The organism is Butyricimonas sp. DFI.6.44, assembly GCF_022132345.1.
Taxonomy (GTDB): Bacteria; Bacteroidota; Bacteroidia; order Bacteroidales; family Marinifilaceae; genus Butyricimonas; species Butyricimonas muris.
Map to the genome: position 1 here is coordinate 83,464 of NZ_JAKNJD010000012.1, position 23,986 is coordinate 107,449.

The window sequence follows — 23,986 nt, forward strand, 5'->3', positions numbered from 1 at the left end:
TTGTAAGTGTGTTTGATGAACGCATAAATCAACGATAAATCAACGGATGGCACTTTTTGAGAAAGGAAATAAAATAGGGAATAGATTCTCATCTGATAACCAACCCCAAAATTCGGGTAGGAAGCCGTCCGTGTATAAATACATCAAAGATATTACGGGCAAAAAGGTAGCCCCGGAAATGAGCAAAGAGGATTACTATAAGGTTATCCGTTTCTTGATGGAAAGTACGCCCGAAACTTTGGAGGGGTTGGTTAAGAACAAAGACGGAACGCCCAACAAGAAAACGCCCGTGTGGGTGCTAAATGTGGTGTCTGCCATTAACGCAGATATTCGCTATGGTAGGACTTATACGGTAGATAGTCTGTTTGATAGGGTTTTCGGTAAGCCCACCCAACAGATAGAGAGCGAAGTAAACGCACAAATAACCAACAACAGCATGGATTTATCGGCTCTTACTACGGATGAGTTGTTACAATACAATTCCTTGCTGGAAAAAATAAAGGCAGGAAATGGCACGAAGTAAGGTTACAGACGTGCCGATGGCACTTGCAGTGAAGATTGAGCTTTTCAAGCGTGGCTGTTTCGACTTCATCACCGTAAAGGATGGTTTGAAGCATGAGAAGCAAGAACACGCTTTGAAGATACTTACCGACAATGAACACGTTGAACTTTTGTACGGAGGTGCTGCCGGGGGTGCAAAATCATGGACGGGTGCGGTGTGGCTTCTGTTTATGTGCCTCTGTTATCCCGGCTCAAAGTGGTTTATCGGACGTGCCGAGTTAAAGCGTATCACACAATCTACACTTATCACATTTTACAAGGTTTGCAATCAATATGGGGTTGATGATACCTTGTACAAGTATAACGGGCAATACAATTATATCGAATTTTTCAACGGTTCACGTATTGACTTACTGGACTTGCAATATAAGCCGGGCGACCCTCTGTATGAGCGTTACGGCTCAATCGAATATACAGGCGGCTGGATTGAAGAGGGTGGCGAGGTGAATTTTGGAGCTTATGATACATTGAAAACACGTATCGGGCGACACCTTAATAATGAACTGGGGTTGAGGCGAAAGTTATTCATTACGTGCAACCCTAAAAAGAATTGGATGTATGATACATTCTACAAGCCGGATAAGAAAGGGGAATTGCTCGAATATATGTACTACCTTGCTTGCCTTGTACAAGAAAATCCATTCATAGACCCCGATTATATAGAGGGTTTGAAAACCACAAAGGATAAGGTAAAGCGTGAACGACTTTTGAAAGGTAATTGGGAATATGACGATAACCCCAACGCCCTTTGCTCACATGATGCAATCTGTGAGATATTCGGGAATAAGATTTCAATCAAAACAGGTACAAACTATATTACAGGGGATGTTGCACGTTTTGGTGCTGACTATGCCCGTCTTGCCGTTTGGGATGGTTGGCATATCATAGAACTACAATGTTTCCCCGTGTCTAAGACTACCGACATTCAGACGTGGATAATCAACAAGCAAAAGAAGTACAGAATACCAAACCATAGATGTATCGTTGATGAGGACGGTGTAGGCGGTGGCGTAGTGGATAATTGCGACATTCAAGGATTCGTGAACAACTCTATCCCTTTCAATGGTGAGAACTACCAAAACCTACAGACCCAATGCGGCTACAAGCTGGCAGACCACATAAACGCTACGGAAGTGGGGATAGATGAGGATTTGATAAGCACTGCCGATAAGGAAGAAATCATAAGGGAACTGGAACAACTGCAAACATGGAAAGCTGATTCGGACGGGAAACTAAAATTGAAACCCAAAGAAGAAATCAAGATGGATATTGGTTGTTCCCCGGACTGGAGGGATATGTTTCTGATGCGAGCATGGTTTGACTATAACGAGTATGATATACCCGATGATATAGAACGCAGATTAGGTATAACCGCTTAAAAACAATAAAGCAAAATGGGATTACTAAACATTATTTCTAACGAGGTAAAGGCGGCTATTGGCTACCAACAAAACTTTGCCGACCTTTTGACGGCTAAGGATGTGACCCGTGCGCTTTCCATGATGAAAGCCCATGCGGAAGAAGCCGCCAATAATTTACGTGAGTATAAGATTGACACTCACAAAGTGATGGAGCGTAAGGATAGAGCCGTTTACGATAAGAAAGGCAACTTTCTACGTTGGAGTAAACGGTGGAAAATCCCCATTCCTTACCCTCAATTCATCAATGAAATTTCTTTGGTGTTCCTCTATGGCAGACCCGTAAAATGGCAACAGCTTTCAACGGGTACGGATTATGCTTTTCAGAACTACAAAGATTGGCTGAATGAAATACATTTCAATGCCAAAGTTAGAGAGGCTAAACGTTTGGCTGGTGCGGAGGGCATTTCTGCCATTCTTTACCATGTGTACCGGGATAGTGATAATAAACCATCCCTTTTGCTGAATGTGTTGAGCCGGGAAAACAACGATGATATTTATACCATTCGTGACCAATATAAACGGATTACCGCTTTTGCGTGGGGTTACTATCTGACAGAGGCAGGCAACAATACCGTTTACCATGTGGATATATACACTAAAGAGACTGTATATCGTGCCAAACGTGGCAAAATGGGTTGGGAGGTTGAGATAAAGGATAATCCAATAGGGAAAATTCCCGTGCTGATATTTGAGCAAACGCCCGAACATAAGGAGGTGCAACCCATGATTGAACGCTCTGAAATAATGGAAAGCACCGATGCAGATACTAATGACCGCTTTTCTAACCCGGCAATGGTGGCTACTTCTGAAATCCTCAATAGCTTGCCAAAGTCGGAAGAAGAAGCAAAACTGTTTATTCTCAAAAATGGCGGTGATGTACGCTACCTTACATGGAACGAGGCGAGCGAAAGCAAAAAGAATGAGTTTGAAAGATTGGATAAACACATTCTTTCAAAGTCTTTCACGCCCAACATTGATTTTGACAATATGAAATCATTGGGCAATCTTTCGGCAAAGGCTATCCGCAAAGTGATGTTGCTTGCCGTTATCAAGGCAGAACGCCACAAGGAAAAGCACGATGATTATATGAAACGCCACGCCAACCTTATGACGGCTATTTTGGGTAATGTGCTTGACTATCGGCATAAGGCTGAATATGATGCCTTGCTGTTAAGACATGAGTTCCAAGAGCCTTTCGGGGAAGATGTGAGCGAATTGCTTGCCGACCTATCCAAACAATACAATGATGGGGCATTGAGCCGTGAAACCTATGTAGAATTGTCCTACCTTGTAAAAGATGCGAAACAAGAAATAGAGCGTCTGAAACAGGAAGAAGCGGAACGGATGGAGCAACAAATGGAGTTAAACAAAATGGACGTTTTCGGAGGGGCTGAATAATGGAGATAGTTACTAAATTCAATCCGGGCGATGTTGTTTGGACTATGTATGACAACAAGCCACACCAGTTTAGAATTGCAAAAATAGAAGTTTCCGCACGTCCGAGCTATAGGGATGATGGAAGTTTGAACCCATCCCCTGTTATGACTGAGGTTTATATTGAGGAAAAGAATGTGCTTGCGAGAAATAACCCTATGACTATTCACCATCAATGGTATAATTGCTATGCAACCAAAGATGAGCTGATTAAAAAGATAATGGAGGAATAATTATGGCAAAATTGGAAAAGCAGAGTGATAAAAAGGGAATGTATTTATTTTGGTGTCCGGGTTGCAAATGCGCCCATTATATAGCAACCGCAAAAAATGATTGTGGCTTTCCTGTGTGGAATTGGAATGGGGATAATGAGAATCCTACTGTTATTCCATCTATAAAAGTAACCTACCCAACGCCCGAAAAGATGAATATATGTCATTCTTTTATTAGAAATGGGAAGATAGAATATCTTTCTGATTGCACACATGAGTTGGCTGGAAAAACTGTAGATATGATTGATATTGATGATATATGATTATGGCAAAGAAGAAACAGACATCAACGCAGAACTACCATTGTAGGGACTGCAAACACGCTTTCGACTTCCACGAATTGAACTGGAAAGGTGAGCCGTTCTTATGCAAATGCCCTTTCCATAAATACAGCAAGTTTTTAGATAAGGACTATTGCACCAACTTCAAACTAAAGTAGTGGCATGGCAAAGAAGAAGTACATAGACTATAAGAAGATGCAAGCGGAGCTTTTCAATAGAACGGAGGGCTACGCTGCCAATGTCCGTATCATCTACCAACAAGCATTTGAGCGAATAATTAACTTGGTAAAGGGTACGGAGTTGGAGGATGGAAAGCCTTTCTCTTTTGCTGACTATGGGTATAGCGAGGAAGTTACGCCCATTCTTAGGGATATGTACAGCCGTGTTTACCAAGTTATCCGGGGCGGTGTAGAAAAGGAATGGCTTGCATCTAACGAGAATAACGATGCTTTGGTTAAAAGTGTGTTCGGTGAACAATCAATAAAAGATAATCACTTTGCCCGTTTCTTCAAGCGCAACAAAGAGGCTATGGATGCTTTCTTTGCCCGTAAGAGTGGTGACGGTGGTTTGAATCTCTCTCAAAAGGTTTGGCGATATACGGGTATGTTCCGTGATGAGCTGGAAAATACTTTGGATTTGGCGATTGGTGAGGGTGTCCCGGCTAATCGTTTGGCGGCTCAGATAAAGAAGTACCTACAAGACCCCGATAAGTTCTACAGGCGTTTCCGTATCAAGGTGGGGGAAGATGAGAACGGGCAACCTATCTATGGCAGAAAGTGGAAACGCAGGGTTTGGGACAAAGAAGCCAACTCCTACAAATGGGTGGATGATAGCCCGAAACATTTTCATCCGGGGCGTGGCGTGTACCGTTCATCCGCACGTAACGCCCAAAGGCTTGCACGGACTGAAACCAACATTGCGTATCGTACAGCCGATTTTGAGCGTTGGGCGCAACTCGACTTTGTGGTAGGCATTGAAATCAAGCTATCCAACAATCATCCCGTATCTGACATTTGCGATGATTTGAAAGGTGTGTACCCTAAAACATTCCGTTGGAAAGGGTGGCACCCGAATTGCCGTTGTTATCAAGTGCCCGTACTGGCAAAGCAAGAAGAATTGGACGAAATGCTGGATAAGATTTTGGACGGGGATAATCCGGCAACGGTGGAATGTGAGGAAAAGGTAAAAGAGCTGCCATCCCAATTTACCGGGTGGATGCAAGCCAATGAGCAACGCATCAAGGATGCAACGGAGAAAGGAACTTTGCCCTACTTCCTACGGGACAATGAAAAGGTTATCTATCCACCGACTGCAAAAGAGATAGCGAAAGCCCGGCACGAAGCCCGGACGGAAGCGGAAGCAAATGCCATCCGGCAACGGTGGAATGTGAGGAAAGCGACCTATCACTATGGTAATAATATGCTCCGTGTTATGGGTGGTATTTCAGATGTTGATACTACGGCTTTAGCTGAGGCTCTAAAACACCCTGATTTGTCCGCTATCATGTTGGAAGCCCATAAACTGAAAGCCATAGGTAAGGAGATTTATTCACTGGGTTACATAGATAGCCCTATGGAGGTGGCTAAAAAGTTCTCTTTAGCCGATGCAAAAGCCGTAAACAAGGCGGTTGCTGATAAGCTGGCACAATGGGATAGCCTTTCTTTGGAACAACAATTAAAGAAACTGAATTTTGAAGCATACGACTTTTTAGGTGGTAACTATCATAATGTACAACAGAAGTACCCAACGTGGCAGGTGTCACAACAAGCCTATGTTAAACAGCTTGGCATTGTTCAAGATAAGATAGATTGGAAAGCCATTAAGGATAGCTATGCCGACCTATCTAAGTTCTCTACCAAGTCCAAGCCTTACCAATCGCTCATTGCACAGCTTGAAAATGCAATCAATGGCAATGATAAAGCAATGGCACAACAAACCATTGCGGAACTCAATGCAAGGAAAGAAAGCATTGAAAAAGCCGCTGCCATGCGTAAATCAAAAGTCAAGGATGTTAAGTTTAAAGATTCCGATTTTACGCAGGAAAGAAAGGATGCAGCGAAATGGTTTATTCATAGTTCGGATGCAAACGATTATTTCTTTGATAATGCCGTGGATATGTGGAAACTTGCAAGCTCCAATGAAAAGGCGGCTATGTATCAATATACGGCTGGTAGTAGTTACATAACAGAGCCTTTGCGTGCTATCAAGGGATATTATCACTACTATGGCAGTAGATTGTCCGAAGCCGAAAAGCATATTGCCGATATGACCCAATATATAGCCCGAAGCACACTTAAAGATGATGTTTGGGTAAAGCGTGACGAAATCAGTGCTTTTGTAAACTATCGTTTTGGATTGTCTGATTTGGATGCTTATATATCTGACCCGTCTAAACTGGTTGGCAAGGTTGGTACGGATGATTCCTTTATGTCGTGTGGTAATTGCCGGAATACGAACTTTGGAAGTAAGCCCGTTTGTCTGAATATCTATTGTCCGAAAGGTACACAAATGACCTATGCAGAGCCTTTCTCTGCATTTGGTTCAAGCCATGACAACGGGGACTATTGTCCGGGTAAGAAGTGGAACGGAACTTCTAAGCCTACAACAACGGGGGAAAATGAAATTATCCTACAGCGTGGCACTAAATTCAGGATCACTAAAGCCGAATACACAAATGGCAAATGGTATATAGATATGGAAGTTTTGGAACAAAGCCCGAAAGTGATAAAGGAAATGGTTTCTACTCCAATGGGATTCTATTGTAAGTATTGACAACATAAGAAAGGCGCATCAATTACGGTGCGCCTTTACTTTAACCTTTTATGTATGTAGTCCGATATAACTCTTTAAAGCCCTCTATATCCACCCTTTCAGCGTATTTGCAGTACCGATTGAAAAGCACCGCTTTCAATGTGATAGGCACACCATCGTACAATTCAAAGCTTGATAGTCCGGCATCGGTGTACTCCTTTAGAATAGGGGCAATGAGTTTACACCCGGCATCAGTGGCGGGTATAATTTGCTCAGTCCACCATTTTTCACAAAGCCAAAACATTTGCTTATCGCCATCTTTGAACGGGCATACCGTTTCGCCTTTGTAGAAGTGGCAAAATGATTGTAAATCGTTTTTATACATATTGTTTTCTATTTAAGTTTCCGAAAAAATCACCAACTACATTGAGCATCTCAGTAGGCAATAAGTCAAATGCCTTGTCTGAAATTTCTTTGGGAACACCCCAAAGGGCTTCTGCCATTGAGCCGACTATTGCCCCTATCGTGTCGCTATCCCCACCCCATGAAATAGCCCGTCTGATTGCATCCTCAAAAGAGGTACTTACACGAATAATCTTCAAACAAAGCGGCACAGTGCCTTGACACGTTTCATCAAATACTCCGGCATAATAATCGTTTACCATGAATTGAGGATAGTACGATTGCATTATATTCTCAAATACTTTCTGATTGTGGGTTGTTCTCAAATAATAAATAGCGTGTGCGACTGCTACAGCTCCTTTAACTCCCTCCGGGTGATTATGGGTTACTATAGCCGTTTTCTCTGCCTCCATCAAAACCTTATCCAAGTTGTCATAAGCCCATGCAACCGGGGAAACACGCATTGCAGAGCCATTGCCGAAGCTGTTATATGGTTGTGGGTTGTCTGAGGCTATCCAGCGGGCAAAGCTGCCACCGTATGCTCCTTTCGGATTGGGGTATGCCCTACACCATTGGAGAAACTTATCTCCGTAATTTGCGCCCGTATTGATTGCATCCGCTACCGCTATAGTACAAATTGTATCGTCTGTAAACGTGCTATCCTTTGTGAATAGTTCAAAGTTGTAGTTATCTGTATTGTCGAACTCAAAGCGTGAGCCTACAATATCGCCTATAATCGCTCCTAACATATTATACCTCCTTTTCTTTTCTGATACCCCTATTTGATTGTTTTGTATGGAGTGTGCCATATCGTATAATGGCTTTTCTACCCTTATGTTCACCATTCTTTAGAACATTCCAAAGAGATTCTTTAGACACCCCTACTGCTTCGGTTGGCAATAGCTCATATATAGCCGTAATGCTGCCAAAGTAGTAGTGACGTTTGCCCTTGTATGGCTCTTTCAATTCTACATGAATGACCTTTCTTTGCTGTTTCATTGCTATGTGTGTTCTATAAACGCAAAATTACTATATTATATTTAATAAAACAAATATTTACCAAGTTTATTGCATTAAGTAGAGCTAATTCGTTCTATCATGCTTTTTAGTTGCCTCGCAAAATTCCTTACAGCAATCTTCTTTACCGCTAAATTTTGTTTCTCGTATCATTCTTTAACTTCTTTAGGTTTTGCAATCGGCTTCCAATGGGTAACATACTTACCTTTTGTGTAAGGAAATACCCACTTGCTAACTTTTCGCATTGTCATTTCATCTATAGAATCATCCACAAACTTAACCTTGCAAATACCTTCGGCATTATCTTTAGGGATAGCATCGTTTACGCTTATCCACTGTGATTGATTTGCTTCCAATTCCTTAAACTCATTCCACCGCTTTGCTATTTCTTTGCAAAGGATATTTGAACTTTCAACATCGCCCAAATGAATATCTGCAATGGTAAAATTCCATCCGTCTTTAATGCACAATTCTGCATCCATTTCGTCCGCACCAAAGGAGCGTTTACCTCTTGCTGGCAAACAAAGTAATTCCAGTGTATCAGTGTCTAATTCACCTTTGGCGTACTGCCAATCTAATTTTATTTTCATCGCTATTTGTTTTTTATTAAAATGGTGGAAAATATGTTTTTACCCCAAGAGGATTAACTGTAAAATTATCTCGGTTAATCTTTATATACCATTCAAGCGTTTTCGTTCTTCTTATATGTTTCTTGATAGGTTTGGTTGATACCATGCTACCAAAGTATTCATTATAATCAAATTTCAACTTTTCCCAGTAATGGAAATACCGACTGTTGTATAATACATTCTTGCTCATTTTGATTTGTCATTCGTTATTAATAGTAATTACTAACTCGCTTCCATCCGGCATACGGAAAGCCTTATTAAATATCTTTTGGCATCGCTTTGGTGGATTTATGTATGATTTGTGCATTTCATCAAACATCCTACAGTGCCCTTTTACCTCACCGGGTCGTAAATGTGTAGAACCGTTATAAAAGAAAGGACACGTGCCACAACTTCCCGGCTTGTCGTAAAAGATGGTTTCATTTATTATTGTCATATAGCTTTATTATTTCAATTTTGATAGCCATTGTTCGTAAACTCGTGTAGCCACTTGCGCCATCATAACAGGCGGTACACTCATACCGCAAATGTAGTGCGGTGAAAAGCCGCAAAAATCGTAGTCTTGCGGGAAAGTAGAAGCGTTGCACACCTCAGATTTTGATAAATACACAGGCTTATTAAAAGGAATCGTGCTGTCTGCATGAGCCGTAAGCGTGTTGCAAATTTCATCCTCATACAAATAACATTGATTGAAAAATCCTCTTTTGCCTGTCAGCTTCCGATAAGCATTTGACATATCAATATCCCCATGTGTTCTATTATCAAACATTTCTTTCATGCGCTTGCCGTATGGTTTGCCCATGTAATCCGCAAATTCTCCGTAGCAAATCCCCGGCTCGTTGAAGTCCATACTAATATGTGGCTCAACATTGAAGAGGTCAGACACTTTCAAGAAATTCACGCCCAAATCATGCCTAATACATACAAAGAACACCCGGTTTCGCATTTGTGGTACTCCCATTTTAGAAGCATCAAGTAAGAAGTGTTGGCAATAATACCCAGCATCTTCAAAGTCCTTGTAAATGCGTCTTACATAATCTATGGCATTACCCATAAGCAAGCCTTTCACATTTTCCGCTATCACAACCTTTGGTTGAAGTGCTTTTGCCAAAGCAATGAAGTCGAAGAAAAGTGTATCAAGAACTTGTGCCGTTTGCCCCTCTCTGAACACCTTTTCTTTGCCCCAATCCTTTTCACGGTTGCCGGATAAGGAGAAAGTGGAACATGGGGGTGAGCCGTCCAAAATATCCAAGTTGTAAAGTTCGGGTGGTAGCTCTCTCTCTCAATTCTCTTATATCCCCTAAAAAATTGAACCGTGGTGCATGGTTGGTTACATACACCTGATTCACTTTAGGGTCTATTTCATTGCAACCTATCACATCAAACCCTGCTAACTTGTAGCCCATAGTTGAACCGCCACCACACGCAAAACAAGAAAACACCTTGCCTTTGTCTTTAGTGAAATTGGCTTCTGCCAGCTTCCAGTTATAATGGAATTTATGAATTTCCATTATTGCACCTCCTCATCTTTACACATAACGACATCGCCACAAATATAATCCCAACCCAAAATAGCATTGTGTTTATGCGCTATTTCCGTGGCTGTTTCGTTGGAATCTAAAACGTCTTTCCCATTATCATTGATTACGAGAATATCCCCATTGTGTAGGTTTATAATCTCAATGTAACCATCTACGAACTTTTGCAGTTCATCCAGTTGGAAGTCCAGCCCGTTTTGAGGTTGGATTTCCAATTTACTTCCGTCTGTCTTTATCAGTGTTGCCATCTTATTTTGCCTCCTTTCGTTTTAATTGAAGTTTGACCTTTTCAGCATCAAATTCATAGTTCATACATTTTTTGAAATTCCCCATTATAAGTATTAGAGGGAAGAGCATACCATGCTTGCATCCTCTTCCAAATTCGTCTGATGCTGCCTTGCATGAATCACATCTATAAATGTCTTGTACTGTTACTATTGCCATTGTGAGCCTCCTTTCTTGCCTTGTGAACGCCTTTAGTATAATTGCGTTCAACACGTCTAACGTCATTGTATTTTGCTTGCGCTGTAGATTCTATCATGTGGTTTTTTTCGTTTTCCACCCAATGAGCATCCGGGTGTTCCTGCTGTATTGCCGCTAAAATTGCATCTTTCAATATTCCCATATCCTAAAATTTTATTGGTTGATACACACGCTTGTTGGAACGAGTAATTTATAAGTCGTCCCGTTGGGAAAACCATCTCTAATGGCTTCTTGTATCTCTTTTGCGGATGGTACGCTGTTGCGCACTCCAAACTCAATCTTTCCCAAACGTCTGCCGTTATGGTCGAAAATGATGTAAGTGTATTCATTCATAATTCTGAAATTTACTTGGTTACTACTGTTACAAATTGGCACTTTGCCCAAAGCGTAAAATCATTGCTGCTTATGTACTTCTGATTTTTGGCTTCAATGGCTTTAGCTTGTTTTTCGCTAATCTCTTTGCCTTGCAAATAATATTTTTTCATACGGTGTTGCATTGTGTAGGGGATAGCTACCCTACTGGTTATTACTTTCTTAAAATTTCGTCTAATAGTTCTTTGTCTAATTTCCAAAGTTTGTACCCTTTGGCTATTTTTCTTCTGAGATACTCTCTTTCTCCAATCATAGCTATTGCTTTTTCTCTTAAATCTGATGCACTCCACTTTTCGGCTTGTTCTATAAGAAAGTTTGCAAGACATTTGCGTTCTTCGTAAAGTTCACGAACTAACACCGTTTTTTGCTCTATTTCTTTCAGAGCTGCCGGGTTTTTCATCCACAACTTGCAAAACGCATCTTTATCAAGGTCTGTATTCATGTAGCAAGTTTCAACCTCTGTATAGTTGTCCGCTGTTAGCTTCAACCCGGTTCTTTCTTCAAATTCTTTCTGTGTCATGGCGATATTATGTATTATAGTATTGATATTTCTTTTTGAGCTAATTTGCTGTCTGTGAGGCACAGCACTTCATATTTCATTTTTTTGTAGTTGTAAACTACCTCTAATGTGTTTTGCCCTCTGCCGTCTGCCCTTTCGTCATAAATGGTTTTGATATGCTGGTACATGATATTACCCATCATAAAGTTTACACATCCCGAATCATAGAAGTAAAATGCTACCGCATATTCCAATGTTTTCTTTTTATCAATACTCTTAGTTGCCATAATCTGAAAATTTAGTGTTGCATTATTATTTTTGTACTTTGTATATTTCAACATCAGGTACTACTTTCTCTACTCTGTTGCGTATGAAATCGGTAATAATATCTTCGTGGCTCCACTCTTTAGAATAAGACATTGTATCATGGTAGCCATCACAGATTACGCTTCCATTGCTGGTTACGGACAAGCTAAAATAGATAGCCATTTCTGCTAAACTGTGGCACTTAAAATGCTTGTTTCCTTTTATTAGAATATAATTCACATCCATATCACATATATTTTAAACGTTATCAATCTTATTACGCAACAAATATAGGCTATATATTTAATATAGCAAAGTATTTGGATATATTTTTGGATATATTTTCAAAATGCCTATGTGATAGTTGGTTTTGATGGTCTTTTAGTGGTGATTTCCTTTATTTAAGATGGGTAGAAATGCTCGAATGGATATATTTACTGCAAAAACAGGATATATTTTGTGCTTTTCTGAGGATATATTTTTGTTGAGTGAAAAAATATTATTCCTATTGTGTTAATTAAACACATATTTGTTATATTGAATATAGCAAATGAAAAATCGCTTTTACGTCTTGTTTTTAAACGTAAGATGCTAATAGGCAAGTAATTTACCGAGTAAAATATGTGTGTTTATAGAACGCATATATAATTTTATTTCATATCTTTGCTCTGTAGAAGTTCAACTTACTAAATAACAAAAGCAACAATGAATAAGAAACTCTTTGAGAAAGTCAAAGGCTTGTGTAAAGACACTGGTCTTTCGGAGAAGTACCTTAAAGCGATAACCGAAAAAATGGGTGGCAGCATTGAGGATGATTCTACCGATGATGAGGCAATAGAAAGTACGGCAAATCTGATTGCGGAAGTGGCTAAGGAAAGTCAAGGTGAAGCAACCCGATGGGCGAACAAGAACAAAGAAACCAAGACCGAAGAAGAAAAGAAAGCCGAAGAGGAGAGGAAAAAGAAAGAAGAGGAAGAACGGCTGAAAGGTAAGGTGGCTTTGGATGAAGCGACTGAAAAGAGGTTAAAGGAAATGGAAGAAAAGATTGCTAACTACGAAGCCAAAGAAAGCAAGGAAGCCCGTGCAAAGGAAGTAGTTAAGGCTATGGAAAAGCACAAAATTCCGGCTTATCTCCGTGACCGTTTGGCAAAATCAATCTCTGATGATGAAGATATTGAGGATGCCGTTTCCGCTTACAAACAGGAGCTTATTACAAATGGGCTGGATGATGAACACTCAGGGGGGTCTAAGGCGGCAAGTGAAAAGCAAATTGATGAAGCTGCTGATAGCTTGCTGGAATCAATAACTGTAAAATAAAAAATGAAATGAAAAGAAAGACTGCTTCATTTACTGGGATGCGACCCATTTTCACAGGTTCGCCCTCTATCGTGCAAGGCGGCTTCAATCTGGACGTGGAAAACCAACATTTCGCTGTTGGCGACACCGTGCCTGCCGGAACGCTTGCTATCAAGGATGAGGTGAAAAGAACGGTGCAAGTCATCAAGACTGCAAAAGTGGTGGAAGTGGATGCGGAAAATGCGAAGAAAGTAAGCCTGTACGTGGATGAGTTCTACGAGCCTTGCTTTGCCGTTGGTGATTTGGTGCTGAAAGACGGCACAGCCGCTACAGCCATTGCCGATGTCCCCACAATCGAAAAGATTGAGCGAAACGGAAACAATTACATTGTCACTCTTTCCAAAGCCATTGCTGGGCTTGTAAAGGAAGATGTATTGGTAGAGGTTGTTTCGGACGGACAAGCTGCCGCAAAATCAAAGGAGCGTGGTGCTTCCAACTCCGTACTGATTGCCGATGTGGAAGTAGGCGAGTTTGAAACCTCTGTAGATGTTTCTGCCGACACCATGCAATACGCAATGTACGAAAGACGTGTGCCGCCTATCCCTGCCGGGCAAAAGGACACTACGGGCGATTACTTGAAAGGGAATCCCCACGTGAAATTAACGAAATCACACTAACTAAAATTAGCGTAACGACATGAAATCTATTTTTTCAACATTCAAAGGGCTTCACAAGGACGGCAAACCGCTTGACTTTTTGGCAACGTGGAAAAAGACTTTTGATAAGGCTTCCGAACGTGAAACAATCCTTTTTCAGAAAATGTACTGTGATAGCTGGTTTACTACCAACACGCCCCAAATGTCATTGACTGCCGAGGCACTTGTAGGTAAGTACAACTTGCGTTTCATGGCTACATTGATAGGTGATGAATCACCTACACCTATGAGGCGTTCTGACGGCTTCGATGTGTGGACTAAGGAAATCCCCCGTGTGGGTCACAAGTTCCCCATGTACGCACGTGATTACCGTAAACTGATGGAGGTTTACGAAAATCCCCGTTTGAGTGAATCCGCTAAGGTGAAGCAAATTGAAAAGCTCCTTACCCACGACATGAAAGATGCTTATTTGGGCTGTAAGGACGTGATGGACTTTATCGCTCTGACGGCATTCTCTAATTGGGGTGTGGCTCAGTTCGTGCCGGAAATCAACAATCCGGGTGGACGTAAGTACGAGGTTGATTATCAAATGCCGGAAACAAACAAGCTGGTATCAGCTTTCTTGTGGAACTCTGCCAATACCAAAGCTGGCAAGTTGTCCCCCGTCCTGATGTTATCGGCTATCTGTAGTGACCTGCGTAACCGTGGCATCGAGCCGGGCGAAATCCTTATGAGCCAAGACCTCTATTTTTGGCTGCGTATGGACGAAACAACCCGTTTGTTGGTACATGGTAACGATAAAAAGGCTCAGACCGTAACAACGGCTCAGATGGCAGATTTGCTTGCTGGTAATGAAATCCCCCCTGTAACGGTGATTACCCGTAAAATGGGTATGGATATGGACGGTAAGCGTAAATCGCTTGAGCCGTGGAATCACAACTTTATCTGTATCAAGCCTGCCGGAGTTATCGGTGAAATTCAGCCCGCCATTGAAGATAGCGAGTTGATAGAGGAGGACGATGTGGATTACATGAACGCTGGCGGTGGTATTCGTATTGCCAAGTGGCGTACTGGTGAATCCACTGGTCAAGTTGCAGCCGAATACACACAAGGCTCTGGACGTTTGTTGCCTCTTATCACTGAAATTGGTGCTATCATCTGTTTACAGGTGCGTGGCTTTGAGGAAAAGGAAGTACCAGCCGATGCAAACGGTGTGGCACGTACCTATTGGACTAAATCCGAATTTGAGAGCGCAACAGCTCTTGAAGTAGGCTAAACCTTTTGCTTATGGAACTGACAGTAAAGAAAGCGTTTATAGACAAAAACGACAAAGGCAAAATCTACAAGGTAGGTGAAACCTTGCATACCGATGAGCTTAACCGAGTTAATGATTTGGTTGCAAGGGGCTTTTGTGTGATTAAGTCTTTGGAAAGCAAACAGACTGAAAAGGTCACTTTCCAAGACAATGAATATGATTTGAATGTGGTAAAGGATGCTTTGGAATCCATCAATGCCCCTGTTGCCAAAAATGCCGGGGTTAAGGGTGTAACCAAAGCGATTGAAGCCCTTTCAGATGAGAGTGTAACGGCTTTGAAAGAAGCCCTTGAAAAATAGTAGTGATGGGAACTTTGACAAAATACAATGCGTTGGTGGGTGAGCTTGAACCTTATACCCCAAGCCGCCTTGCTTTACAAAAGGCACTTGCTGATATGAAGATAAGCGACTGGGATAGTGAGTACAATGCCAACACAGACCAACGCACGATAGCCATAGCCGCTATAAAGGTGCTAAAGCGGATGATTGTGCTTACCAATGACACGTTAGGTAAGTCCTCACAAGGCTACAGCGTGGAGAAGTTGGAGAAGCGCATTAAAGACCTTTGCAACGAGAACGGTTTAGACGTTTCGGATTTTGTCGAAGTTTCTTCCATTACGGACGGCTCTAATTTGTGGTGATATGGCACGGATTAACGGAACTTTCAGATACACCGCTTTGCCTCTTGAAGCAACGAGGAGTGAAGCAACGGGATTTTACACGGACGATGATGCGCCCGTGTGGGTGAAAGGCTGTGAGTGCCAAGTGGAGAAATTCATACCTGCCAAGCAACGATTGGGAACGGACGGGCAAATGTATTCATACACCTTTGACGTGTTTTTACCATCCTACTTTGAGGGTGATTTGAGTATAGGCGCACGTGTGGAAGTGACTTTGGAGCGTGGCGGTGTGGATGAGTTCACCATTTCGGGAATAGATGATACAAACCCTAAATACATAGAGATATGGGGATAATGCCGATGTTTGACAAAGGGGCTATCTTAAACCCCGTGGCTGCTTTCCAAAAGCAACTTGAATTGGCTTTCGTAACCTTGTTAAAATATATGGGCGAAAAGCTGGCTAAGTATGCTAAGGATAACCACAACTACCAAGACCAAACGGGCAATTTAACCAACTCTATAGGCTATGCCGTGGTACAGAATAAGGAAATCGTTTACTATGGTGGGTCAGACCAGCCCGGAGAGGGTGCGGAAGCCATGTTGGAGGCTGCAATGAAGTATGCCGCCACGCTGCCAAACACTTTTTCCCTCATTATAGTAGCCGGGATGAATTATGCCGCCTACGTGGAAGCCAAAGGGTACAACGTGATTCTACCTGCCGAACTGAAAGCCAAAAGCGAACTACCTGCCGAGATTAACAAGTTGGTGATGAAAGCCAATAAGAAAGCAATCGAATTATTCGGGAACGCAGCATGATAACGACTGAGGAAATAGCAACAAGGGTTTACGCCATGCTTCAAGCAAGCGAGGTGAAAAACTTCATTTCGGGTGTGATTGATTACGAGCGTAACGACTACACCAAAGAGGATGTGATAATTGTCCCTCATACGATAGACGGTGAAGCATCCGTGCGCTACGGTCAGATAAACGTGAATATTCATGTGCCGGATAAGGTGATAGCCAAAGGCAAGGGGAAAGCCGTTTACAGGACACATTTTAAGAGGCTCATAGAGATAAGGGCAAAGGTGGTTGAAGTGTTGAAAAAACATTATGAAAGTGGGAAAGGCTATAACTGGAACATAGGGCGGTTTAACCCACCGATTAAGGAGAAAGACCAAAATGAACATTTTGTTTCCCTTGCTTTGGAGCTTACAGTAAGAGAAAAGAGTATCAACTAATAAAAAAATAAGATTATGCCGATTTTAGCAACAATGGGGTTGAAAAAGATTTATATCGCCCCTGCCATGACCGATGGAAGTATGCCCGCAAAAGGCAACCAATGGCTTGATTTGGGCGATGTGTATCAAGACACTTGCAACTTGAAAGATGATTCTCCCGAAATCACGGAACATAAGTCGGAAACGTCAAGCAAGGTTATTACGTTGGTGGGTGAAACACCTACAAATGTGGAGCTTTCTTTGATGGACCCGGATTTGGAATTGCTTGCACGTTATTTCGGTGGTACTATTGCTGGAGAAAAGGGTAAGCGCACTTGGATTCGTCCACGAAAATTGGAATACAAGGAATGGGCGTTATGGATTCAACCGGAAGAGGGCTTGTTTATCGGGTGTGCCAATGTGCGTGTTATCCCGACATTCGAGATTACTTATTCTTCAAAGGGTATCTGCCTTGTGCCTATGACTATCAAGTTCCAATCCAACTTGCAAGCCGATGAGGGAATGGTCGACCCAACAGTAGCATGACACTGGAAAAAGCCTGATAACCGATAGCCTCCTATCCCCGGATGGGGGGCTTTTTAACTTTTAAGACAAATGGAACAACTGAATAAAGAACGTGAATTGACCCGTGAAGAACGCTTGGAAATCGAAGAAAAGGCGATACAGGCACTTGTGAACATGGGAGTGAAATTCAATGTACCGCTTAAAATTAACCCGGTAAAACCGCCCCGCTTCATCCGTTGGTGGAATAGGTATTTTCCGAACCATGTAAAGATGTGGCGTGACAAACGTATTCCAAAAGGCTGGGACGTGTCCGAAACAGAAGTACCCAATGCCGCTTTGCAAACTATGGAGCGTGTATATATGCGCCACTTCCATTTGAAGCCTCTTTATTTGGGTACGATGGATTGTTTGAGGCGGTTGTATCTGAATATAGAATACGATGAGGAAAAGATACAAGCCGAACCCATACAGGAAAGCAAACGCCTTTTCAAGTATATTCCTCTGATGGCAGAGATTGCAGCCGTAGCCGTGCTTAACAATCCCGTGGTAGCTGACCCCTCTAAAGACAAAGAGGTAAAAGCCTTGAAAGCGTTTTTCATGGAACACCTTACATCTACTCGGCTTGAAAAGCTGGCAGACGTGATAAGCCAAATGATGAATCCCGGGGGTTTTACGTCCTCTATTCGGTCAATACGGGAGATAGGAACGACCAATCCGAAGAAACTCAAAGCAAACCGAGTAGAGTAATCGGGCTAAATAGCCCGTGGGGTAATCGTGGGGAAATTATCAAGTCCTTTGGCTGGACTTACGATTATCTGCTTTGGGGTATCAGTTGGCTAAACGTACAAATCATGCTGACAGATGCGGCACGTGTGGAACAAGAACCGGAGCAAACGGACGGAAATAAAGATGGTGGGAAGCCGCCTGTACAGCTAAAGACAAAGGATGATATTAAGAATTATCTGAAAGGAATAATGTAATGGATAATATAAACGGAGCGTTGGCGTTCAAAGCCACCCTTGATATAAACGATTTCAACGTGTCGGCACAAGCGATGGAAAGGAGTATCAAACAAGTTTCATCCACAGCCGTATCGGAATCGTCTGTGATGGATAACTCCATTCAGAGCTTTGCGCAAAATGGGGCGAAATACATTGTTTCCTACCTCGTTGGGCAGGGTATGGGGACTTTGCTTCAAAGTATCGTGCAAACACGTGGGCAGTTTCAACAGTTGGAAATTGCCTTTACAACCATGCTCAAAAGTGGTACGCAAGCAAAGGGCTTGATGGATAGGCTTATTGATACAGCCGCCAAAACTCCGTTTGACCTTTCGGGTATTGCGAGTAGTGCCAAACAGATGCTTGCTTACGGCTCAACCGTGGATAACGTGGTGGATGAGCTGGTAATGCTTGGTAACGTGGCTTCGGGTATTGGCGCACCACTTCAAGATATAGCCTACCTTTATGGAACGCTACGGACACAAGGCAGGGCTTATTTGATGGATATTCGGCAATTTGCTGGGCGTGGTATTCCTATCTATGAGGAACTGGCTAAGGTGCTTGGTGTAACCAAAGATGAGGTTTCAAACCTTGTAACAGAGGGCAAGGTGGGCTTTGCTGAAATAGAAAAGGCTTTCCAAAACATGACGAATAAATCCGGGCTTTATTTTAACCTCATGCAGGAGCAAAGCAAGTCCCTCACGGGTATGATTTCCAATATGGGTGATGCGTGGGAAAGTTCCCTTAACGCTTTGGGGGAAGCCAATCAAGATATATTTGCCGGAGCTATTGAAAGTGCTACCTACATGGCAGAGCATTTGGATGATATTTTGCGTATTCTAAAAGCTGTTGTTATAGGCTATGGAAGTATGAAAGCTGCTATTGTGCTGAATACATTAGCCACAAAGGGATATACGGGCGTTGCCCTTTTGGATAACACGGCACGGCAAGCTAAGATTTCCTTAATGAAGTTGGAAGCCGTTGCTACTGGGCAGGTGGCAACTCAGACAAAAGCGATGATTGCAGCCCAAAACAGCCATGTCGCAGCATTGCAAGCACAACTGACGGTAGAGGAACACGCCAACATGGTAAAGCAGTTACGCATTGCCGCCATTCAACAAATGCTTACCGTCCAACAAGCGGAATATCTTTCCAATTTGAATCTAACGGCTTCTTCTGCCAATTATGAGGCGGTGGCTCTGAGTGTTCTTACCGTTGAACAAAAGCAAGCCCTAAGCAAGCTGGATTTGTCGGCTAAAAGTGCCGTGTATCGTGCCGCTTTGGAAAATGAGGTTGCCATTAAGACACAAAACAGTGCGGCTACCTTAAATGCCATGCGTACCGATGTCAAGGCAGCAGCCGTAAAGATGGAATCGGCACGGGCTGATGCACTGGCGGCAAAGGCGGCTGTAGAACGTGCTTATTTGGAAGTGTACAGGGCACAACAGACCGGGAATGCTGAAAAGATAGCCATTGCCACTAAGAAGATGGAGGCAGCGGAGGATAACGCAGCTATCGCACGAAAGACGGCTTTAGCCACCCAATCCGATTTTTACGCAAAGAAAAAACTACTTGAAGCTACAGCCACCAAGCAATCCACAGCCGCTTCCGTGGCAGATACTACGGCAAAGACAACACAAGGGGTTGTAACTTCCGTACTGACTGCAATCACAACAAAAGCAACGGTAGCGGTGAAAGCTCTTTGGGCTTCCATGATGAGCAATCCTATCGGCTGGGTACTGGGATTGATAGGTGCATTAGTCAGTGTAATTACTCTTTTTACGGGCAAACAAAAAGAAGCAACCACGGCAACGGGTGAATTTCAAGATACCACGAAAAAAGAGATTGACGATTTGAATTTACTTTTTGCCGTATTGCAAAATACGGAGAAAGGAACTCAAACACATAAAAATACGATTGAAAAAATCAATGCCGTATGTAAACAATATAATAAAACATTGCTTGATGAAAACGCTACACTTGATTTACAGCGTCTTAAATATGAGGAATTGACTACAGCCATTCAGCAAACTACAGCCGAAAAAATCAAGGCTAAATATACCGAACAAGCTATGCAAGAACTGGTACAAAGCCAAACGGAGGCACTTGATAAGCTGAAAGAGAATGCCGAAGATGCAACCTACAAAGAAATTCAAGAAGTTATGGAAACCACCCCGGAGGGCGTAACCGTGATGATGAATAAGGTTGTTGATGTGGCTTCAAGTTCTATTCGTGGAGCTTCGGGGGCTGTATGGGATGCGGTAGAATCTATGGCGGTAGAATCCGCAAACCAATTGAAAGGGCTTACAGGTCAAGCCTATACCGATGCGTTCAACAACTCATTAAACAGCATTGTTTCACAAGTTAAGCAAAGCACAAGTGCGACTGATAAAGAAATGGATGCTTTCAAAGGTAACATAAAAACATATCTTGAAAGTATTGTACAATCAGCAAAAAAGGCAGATGAAACCATAGGCAAGGTAAATAAGGAATTAGAAGCGTTCATTGCTCCGAAAGATACGACATCTGTAACAGAGAGTACCGACTATGTGGCTATGTCGTTTAACGAGCTGGATAAGAAAATAGGTGAAACTCAGAGAAGCATTGATACCCTCAATGCCAAAAAGGTAAAGGTGGAAGCCGATAATACCCAACTGAAAGAGTTGAAAGACTTGTTGGATAAATTGAATGGTGCTGTAAACACCAAGACTACAAACCTTAACACGGAAAAGGGAATATCAGACCGTATCAAGCAGCTTAAAGAATTGCGTGAAGCTGCCATTATCGGTAGCTCTGACTATAAGAGTTATGATACGCAAATAAAGAAGTTGGAAGCCCGTTTACCCAAGCATACCACGGGGGATAAAGCGGATACTGCCGCCAAACAACTACGAGAAAGGCAACTTGAAGCTGACCGTAAATTGGAGGCTGACCGTATTGCAGTCTTGGAAGAGGGCTACGAAAAACGCAAGCGCACCCTTGCGCTCCAACACAAGGAGGCATTGGATAATATAGACAAAGAGGAAAAGGCTTTGGCTAAAGCCCGTAAGGATGCCGGAAAAGGTGGCTTATCCAAGTCTGAAAAGGACGGCTTCGATGAAAGGCGAACACTCGAAAACAAGAAATATGACAAAGCCCAAAACAAACTCTTTGACGGTGAAATAGAGTACAAGAAACAGCAATATGCCTTGTATTTCCGTTGGGTGCGTAACATGGGCGAAGATGTAGCCAATACCCAATTTGCCACGCTCCTAAAAGGTGGTAAATCGTACAAGGAGTATGTGGAAAATGAAATCAAGGCTCTAAAGGATAAACAACAAGCCGGAACACTCACAGAGGGAGAAAGTAACCAACTTATTTCCCTTAATATGCAATACAATGAAATCACGGGGGCAAAGTCCGCTATGGATTCTTTCAAGGAATCTGTATCTAAGACCATTCAGCAAGCCCAAACACTTGCCGAGAAGTTGGAAGCCATAGCCGATGCAAAAGAGAAGCTGGCTAATGGAAGCTCCGGGCTTGTGGGTGCTGACGAAAAAGCGGAAGCCACTTTGTTTGTTTCAGAAGAAGATGAAAAGTTACAGGAAGAAGTACAGCAAAAGATACTTTCCTCTTACAGAACCTTTGAGGAACAAAGAAATGACATCCAAAAGGAATACGCCTTGCTGCGTGCTGCCGCTCAAAAGACGGGCGACCAAGAACGGATTAACCAAGTAAACAAGTCGGAGGCAGAAGCGTTAAGCACCCTTACCGCCAATATGTTAAAGCAATCGGATAGTTGGAAGAAGTTATTTGGCGATTTGGATAGCCTTTCTGTAGCTGAAATAGATAAGTTGGTGGCTGATATTGAAACAAAGCTAAAAGATGCGGATTTGAAACTGAATCCCGTAGATTACCGTGCTTTGATTGATAGTTTGAATCAAGCAAAGGAAACGCTTATTTCAAAGAATCCCTTTAAGGCTTTAGGCACATTCTATGATGATTACATTGAAGCCAAAAAGAAGCTGGCAGAAGCCAAAGCGAATGTTGCTGCCGGAAAGGGTACGGATGAGGATGTGAAAAAGGCAGAGGCTGACATGAAGAAAGCCGCCAAAGGCGTAACCAAGTCCATTGAAACGATTACCGATACGGCTACCACGTGCGGCAATGCCATTGCATCCATGTTTTCTGATTTGGGACAGGATGATTTGGCAAACGGCTTAGGCACTGCAATGGAGTTGTTCGGGCAGTTGGGCAATGCCGCCGCCTCTGTAGGTAAAATGATGAGCGGTGACATATTGGGAGGCGTTACGGGTATGGTAAGTGCCGTTACTTCTGTAGTGGGCATATTTGCCAAATTGCATGATTCCAAGTATGAGAAGAAAATTCAAAATCTGCAAAAGGAAATAGATGCGCTGGAACAATCCTACAGCCGTTTGGAACGAGCCTACAATAATACTTATTGGGTGTTCAATGATAGCCAACGTGAAGCCTACGAAAAGAATATCCAACTGATTAACGACCAAATACGGGCTTTGGAACAAGAAGCCAACGTAGCAAAGAAGAATTGGGATTTTGCCCGTTACGCTCAACTCAACAAGGAGATTAAGGAACTCAACAAGCAGTTGAAGAATGCGGAAGAAAACGGAGATATGTTTTCCATCTATGAGGCTCAGAAAAAGAACCTCAAACAGCAACAAGAGGATTTGAGAAAGCAAATTCAAGCTGAAAAGGATAAGAAGAAAACCGATAACGGAAAAATCCAACAGTGGAACGAGCAAATAGAATCCATTACCCAACAGATAGAGGATTTGGATAGGTCAATGATGGAAACGCTTGCCGGAACGGATGTAAAAACCGCCATTGATGAATTTGCCGATGCGTTGGTAGATGCTTATTGCAAAGGTGAGGATGCAGCGGAAGCATTGGGCGAAAAGACAAAAGAAGTCCTTAAAAAAGCGGTTGTGGAAGCGTTGAAACGTGAGTTTTTGGCAAAGGGAATCAATGATGCCGTTCTCTATTTGGGAGAATCCATGAAAGACGGGAAACTGACCGATGTAGAGAAGCGAGAATTTGAAAGGATGGTGAACGCTGCCGGAGATTTGTTCAATTCCGCATTGGAGGGTATTGGCGATTGGATTAAGGACGTGGAGGAAGAAACCGTACAACAAGACCCCCTTACGGGTGCGGTTACTTCCATGAGTGAGGAAACGGGTGGTGTGATAGCCGGGCGGTTGAATGCCTTTGTCATAAACCAAAGCGACCAAACTTCTATTATGAGGCAGGCACTCGTTTATCAAGCCGAAATAGCTGCCAACACGAAGTTGAGTGCATCAGAGCTGACGGAGATTAAAAGCACTTTGAAGCGTATTGAAAATAAAGATAGTTCACTTTTATCACAAGGAATAGCATAGT

General features: G+C 42.5%; 28 protein-coding genes and 1 pseudogene. 18 read left to right on the forward strand and 11 right to left on the reverse strand.

The genetic code is table 11. The annotated features are described in order from the left end of the window. Positions 1-46 precede the first annotated feature (46 nt). The 6 genes from L0M98_RS16585 (at position 47) to L0M98_RS16610 (ending at position 6,741) form a co-directional block, all read left to right on the forward strand. The gene (locus L0M98_RS16585) at positions 47-523 is read left to right on the forward strand and encodes a hypothetical protein (protein WP_007219330.1); all 477 of its coding nucleotides are present in this window, start codon (positions 47-49) and stop codon (positions 521-523) included. Then, positions 510-1,940, forward strand: coding sequence for a phage terminase large subunit (locus L0M98_RS16590; protein WP_007219331.1), 1,431 nt, complete (start codon positions 510-512; stop codon positions 1,938-1,940). Before L0M98_RS16585 ends, L0M98_RS16590 begins: the two co-directional genes overlap by 14 nt. Before the next feature lie 15 nt (positions 1,941-1,955). Then, the gene (locus L0M98_RS16595) at positions 1,956-3,380 is read left to right on the forward strand and encodes a phage portal protein (RefSeq protein WP_038605351.1); all 1,425 of its coding nucleotides are present in this window, start codon (positions 1,956-1,958) and stop codon (positions 3,378-3,380) included. Then, entirely contained in the window at positions 3,380-3,649 is a 270-nt protein-coding gene (locus L0M98_RS16600) for a hypothetical protein (protein ID WP_007219333.1), read from the forward strand. Before L0M98_RS16595 ends, L0M98_RS16600 begins: the two co-directional genes overlap by 1 nt. A gap of 2 nt (positions 3,650-3,651) precedes the next feature. Further along, positions 3,652-3,951 (forward strand): DUF6527 family protein, encoded by a 300-nt coding sequence (locus L0M98_RS16605; protein ID WP_007219334.1) that lies wholly within the window; start codon positions 3,652-3,654, stop codon positions 3,949-3,951. Between the two features lie 180 nt (positions 3,952-4,131). Then, on the forward strand, positions 4,132-6,741 hold the full coding sequence (locus tag L0M98_RS16610; protein ID WP_227216980.1) for an ADP-ribosyltransferase: 2,610 nt from the start codon (positions 4,132-4,134) through the stop codon (positions 6,739-6,741). A gap of 40 nt (positions 6,742-6,781) precedes the next feature. Here the strand turns inward: L0M98_RS16610 and L0M98_RS16615 are convergent, their stop codons facing one another. From L0M98_RS16615 to L0M98_RS16665, 11 genes and pseudogenes are all read right to left on the reverse strand, one after another. Next, a complete protein-coding gene (locus L0M98_RS16615) occupies positions 6,782-7,105 on the reverse strand; it encodes a hypothetical protein (RefSeq protein WP_007219337.1) in 324 nt (107 codons plus the stop codon). Next, positions 7,098-7,871 (reverse strand): ADP-ribosylglycohydrolase family protein, encoded by a 774-nt coding sequence (locus L0M98_RS16620; protein WP_007219338.1) that lies wholly within the window; start codon positions 7,869-7,871, stop codon positions 7,098-7,100. The genes L0M98_RS16615 and L0M98_RS16620 overlap by 8 nt, the downstream gene beginning before the upstream one ends. A 417-nt stretch (positions 7,872-8,288) precedes the next feature. Continuing rightward, positions 8,289-8,729: a DUF551 domain-containing protein gene (locus tag L0M98_RS16625; protein WP_007219340.1), complete on the reverse strand. Its 441-nt coding sequence runs from the start codon at positions 8,727-8,729 to the stop codon at positions 8,289-8,291. A gap of 484 nt (positions 8,730-9,213) precedes the next feature. After that, positions 9,214-10,279 (reverse strand): annotated as a pseudogene (locus tag L0M98_RS16630) (DNA cytosine methyltransferase). Continuing rightward, positions 10,279-10,554 (reverse strand): DUF3846 domain-containing protein, encoded by a 276-nt coding sequence (locus tag L0M98_RS16635; RefSeq protein ID WP_038605347.1) that lies wholly within the window; start codon positions 10,552-10,554, stop codon positions 10,279-10,281. Before L0M98_RS16635 ends, L0M98_RS16630 begins: the two are co-directional and overlap by 1 nt. Positions 10,555-10,718: 164 nt before the next feature. Further along, a complete protein-coding gene (locus tag L0M98_RS16640) occupies positions 10,719-10,931 on the reverse strand; it encodes a hypothetical protein (RefSeq protein WP_151922881.1) in 213 nt (70 codons plus the stop codon). 11 nt (positions 10,932-10,942) lie between these two features. Then, entirely contained in the window at positions 10,943-11,122 is a 180-nt protein-coding gene (locus tag L0M98_RS16645) for a hypothetical protein (RefSeq protein WP_007219346.1), read from the reverse strand. 11 nt (positions 11,123-11,133) lie between these two features. Continuing rightward, the gene (locus L0M98_RS16650; RefSeq protein ID WP_162487773.1) at positions 11,134-11,274 is read right to left on the reverse strand and encodes a hypothetical protein; all 141 of its coding nucleotides are present in this window, start codon (positions 11,272-11,274) and stop codon (positions 11,134-11,136) included. 41 nt (positions 11,275-11,315) lie between these two features. Further along, positions 11,316-11,681, reverse strand: coding sequence for a hypothetical protein (locus L0M98_RS16655; protein WP_007219347.1), 366 nt, complete (start codon positions 11,679-11,681; stop codon positions 11,316-11,318). Positions 11,682-11,695: 14 nt separating this feature from the next. Next, positions 11,696-11,947 carry a hypothetical protein gene (locus tag L0M98_RS16660; RefSeq protein ID WP_007219348.1) on the reverse strand — a complete coding sequence of 84 codons (252 nt, stop codon included), beginning with the start codon at positions 11,945-11,947 and terminating at the stop codon, positions 11,696-11,698. Positions 11,948-11,972: 25 nt separating this feature from the next. After that, positions 11,973-12,212, reverse strand: a complete 240-nt coding sequence (locus tag L0M98_RS16665; protein ID WP_005655420.1) for a hypothetical protein — start codon at positions 12,210-12,212, stop codon at positions 11,973-11,975. A 459-nt stretch (positions 12,213-12,671) separates the two neighbouring features. Between L0M98_RS16665 and L0M98_RS16670 the strand changes: the two genes are divergently transcribed. The 12 genes from L0M98_RS16670 (at position 12,672) to L0M98_RS16720 (ending at position 23,985) form a co-directional block, all read left to right on the forward strand. Next, entirely contained in the window at positions 12,672-13,283 is a 612-nt protein-coding gene (locus L0M98_RS16670) for a hypothetical protein (protein ID WP_007219349.1), read from the forward strand. An 8-nt stretch (positions 13,284-13,291) separates the two neighbouring features. Beyond that, positions 13,292-13,939: a hypothetical protein gene (locus tag L0M98_RS16675; RefSeq protein WP_007219350.1), complete on the forward strand. Its 648-nt coding sequence runs from the start codon at positions 13,292-13,294 to the stop codon at positions 13,937-13,939. 19 nt (positions 13,940-13,958) lie between these two features. Then, positions 13,959-15,194, forward strand: coding sequence for a hypothetical protein (locus L0M98_RS16680; protein ID WP_007219351.1), 1,236 nt, complete (start codon positions 13,959-13,961; stop codon positions 15,192-15,194). A gap of 11 nt (positions 15,195-15,205) precedes the next feature. Further along, positions 15,206-15,532 (forward strand): hypothetical protein, encoded by a 327-nt coding sequence (locus L0M98_RS16685; protein WP_007219352.1) that lies wholly within the window; start codon positions 15,206-15,208, stop codon positions 15,530-15,532. Positions 15,533-15,537: 5 nt separating this feature from the next. Then, positions 15,538-15,873, forward strand: a complete 336-nt coding sequence (locus tag L0M98_RS16690; protein WP_007219353.1) for a DUF6706 family protein — start codon at positions 15,538-15,540, stop codon at positions 15,871-15,873. A 1-nt stretch (position 15,874) separates the two neighbouring features. Next, on the forward strand, positions 15,875-16,207 hold the full coding sequence (locus L0M98_RS16695; RefSeq protein ID WP_227216981.1) for a hypothetical protein: 333 nt from the start codon (positions 15,875-15,877) through the stop codon (positions 16,205-16,207). Further along, the gene (locus L0M98_RS16700; RefSeq protein WP_007219355.1) at positions 16,198-16,668 is read left to right on the forward strand and encodes a hypothetical protein; all 471 of its coding nucleotides are present in this window, start codon (positions 16,198-16,200) and stop codon (positions 16,666-16,668) included. The genes L0M98_RS16695 and L0M98_RS16700 overlap by 10 nt, the downstream gene beginning before the upstream one ends. Continuing rightward, positions 16,665-17,090 (forward strand): hypothetical protein, encoded by a 426-nt coding sequence (locus L0M98_RS16705; protein WP_227216982.1) that lies wholly within the window; start codon positions 16,665-16,667, stop codon positions 17,088-17,090. The genes L0M98_RS16700 and L0M98_RS16705 overlap by 4 nt, the downstream gene beginning before the upstream one ends. Before the next feature lie 15 nt (positions 17,091-17,105). Continuing rightward, positions 17,106-17,615 carry a hypothetical protein gene (locus L0M98_RS16710; RefSeq protein ID WP_007219357.1) on the forward strand — a complete coding sequence of 170 codons (510 nt, stop codon included), beginning with the start codon at positions 17,106-17,108 and terminating at the stop codon, positions 17,613-17,615. A 69-nt stretch (positions 17,616-17,684) separates the two neighbouring features. Beyond that, positions 17,685-18,341 (forward strand): hypothetical protein, encoded by a 657-nt coding sequence (locus tag L0M98_RS16715; RefSeq protein WP_227216983.1) that lies wholly within the window; start codon positions 17,685-17,687, stop codon positions 18,339-18,341. A gap of 104 nt (positions 18,342-18,445) precedes the next feature. Then, the gene (locus L0M98_RS22605) at positions 18,446-18,574 is read left to right on the forward strand and encodes a hypothetical protein (RefSeq protein ID WP_007219359.1); all 129 of its coding nucleotides are present in this window, start codon (positions 18,446-18,448) and stop codon (positions 18,572-18,574) included. Next, complete coding sequence (locus L0M98_RS16720; protein WP_227216984.1) at positions 18,574-23,985, forward strand: tape measure protein; 5,412 nt, start codon at positions 18,574-18,576, stop codon at positions 23,983-23,985. Before L0M98_RS22605 ends, L0M98_RS16720 begins: the two co-directional genes overlap by 1 nt. Position 23,986 lies beyond the last annotated feature (1 nt).

Bases quoted from the DNA above. Each gene is read 5' to 3' on its own strand.
- L0M98_RS16660 (WP_007219348.1), bottom strand. From the start codon at position 11,947: ATGGCAACTAAGAGTATTGATAAAAAGAAAACATTGGAATATGCGGTA.
- L0M98_RS16690 (WP_007219353.1), top strand. From the start codon at position 15,538: ATGGGAACTTTGACAAAATACAATGCGTTGGTGGGTGAGCTTGAACCT.
- L0M98_RS16675 (WP_007219350.1), top strand. From the start codon at position 13,292: ATGAAAAGAAAGACTGCTTCATTTACTGGGATGCGACCCATTTTCACA.
- L0M98_RS16700 (WP_007219355.1), top strand. From the start codon at position 16,198: ATGGGGATAATGCCGATGTTTGACAAAGGGGCTATCTTAAACCCCGTG.
- L0M98_RS16595 (WP_038605351.1), top strand. From the start codon at position 1,956: ATGGGATTACTAAACATTATTTCTAACGAGGTAAAGGCGGCTATTGGC.
- L0M98_RS16710 (WP_007219357.1), top strand. From the start codon at position 17,106: ATGCCGATTTTAGCAACAATGGGGTTGAAAAAGATTTATATCGCCCCT.
- L0M98_RS16720 (WP_227216984.1), top strand. From the start codon at position 18,574: ATGGATAATATAAACGGAGCGTTGGCGTTCAAAGCCACCCTTGATATA.
- L0M98_RS22605 (WP_007219359.1), top strand. From the start codon at position 18,446: ATGCTGACAGATGCGGCACGTGTGGAACAAGAACCGGAGCAAACGGAC.
- L0M98_RS16680 (WP_007219351.1), top strand. From the start codon at position 13,959: ATGAAATCTATTTTTTCAACATTCAAAGGGCTTCACAAGGACGGCAAA.
- L0M98_RS16650 (WP_162487773.1), bottom strand. From the start codon at position 11,274: ATGAAAAAATATTATTTGCAAGGCAAAGAGATTAGCGAAAAACAAGCT.
- L0M98_RS16615 (WP_007219337.1), bottom strand. From the start codon at position 7,105: ATGTATAAAAACGATTTACAATCATTTTGCCACTTCTACAAAGGCGAA.
- L0M98_RS16620 (WP_007219338.1), bottom strand. From the start codon at position 7,871: ATGTTAGGAGCGATTATAGGCGATATTGTAGGCTCACGCTTTGAGTTC.
- L0M98_RS16605 (WP_007219334.1), top strand. From the start codon at position 3,652: ATGGCAAAATTGGAAAAGCAGAGTGATAAAAAGGGAATGTATTTATTT.
- L0M98_RS16610 (WP_227216980.1), top strand. From the start codon at position 4,132: ATGGCAAAGAAGAAGTACATAGACTATAAGAAGATGCAAGCGGAGCTT.
- L0M98_RS16640 (WP_151922881.1), bottom strand. From the start codon at position 10,931: ATGGGAATATTGAAAGATGCAATTTTAGCGGCAATACAGCAGGAACAC.
- L0M98_RS16585 (WP_007219330.1), top strand. From the start codon at position 47: ATGGCACTTTTTGAGAAAGGAAATAAAATAGGGAATAGATTCTCATCT.
- L0M98_RS16715 (WP_227216983.1), top strand. From the start codon at position 17,685: ATGGAACAACTGAATAAAGAACGTGAATTGACCCGTGAAGAACGCTTG.
- L0M98_RS16645 (WP_007219346.1), bottom strand. From the start codon at position 11,122: ATGAATGAATACACTTACATCATTTTCGACCATAACGGCAGACGTTTG.
- L0M98_RS16600 (WP_007219333.1), top strand. From the start codon at position 3,380: ATGGAGATAGTTACTAAATTCAATCCGGGCGATGTTGTTTGGACTATG.
- L0M98_RS16695 (WP_227216981.1), top strand. From the start codon at position 15,875: ATGGCACGGATTAACGGAACTTTCAGATACACCGCTTTGCCTCTTGAA.
- L0M98_RS16685 (WP_007219352.1), top strand. From the start codon at position 15,206: ATGGAACTGACAGTAAAGAAAGCGTTTATAGACAAAAACGACAAAGGC.
- L0M98_RS16625 (WP_007219340.1), bottom strand. From the start codon at position 8,729: ATGAAAATAAAATTAGATTGGCAGTACGCCAAAGGTGAATTAGACACT.
- L0M98_RS16590 (WP_007219331.1), top strand. From the start codon at position 510: ATGGCACGAAGTAAGGTTACAGACGTGCCGATGGCACTTGCAGTGAAG.
- L0M98_RS16655 (WP_007219347.1), bottom strand. From the start codon at position 11,681: ATGACACAGAAAGAATTTGAAGAAAGAACCGGGTTGAAGCTAACAGCG.
- L0M98_RS16705 (WP_227216982.1), top strand. From the start codon at position 16,665: ATGATAACGACTGAGGAAATAGCAACAAGGGTTTACGCCATGCTTCAA.
- L0M98_RS16665 (WP_005655420.1), bottom strand. From the start codon at position 12,212: ATGGATGTGAATTATATTCTAATAAAAGGAAACAAGCATTTTAAGTGC.
- L0M98_RS16670 (WP_007219349.1), top strand. From the start codon at position 12,672: ATGAATAAGAAACTCTTTGAGAAAGTCAAAGGCTTGTGTAAAGACACT.
- L0M98_RS16635 (WP_038605347.1), bottom strand. From the start codon at position 10,554: ATGGCAACACTGATAAAGACAGACGGAAGTAAATTGGAAATCCAACCT.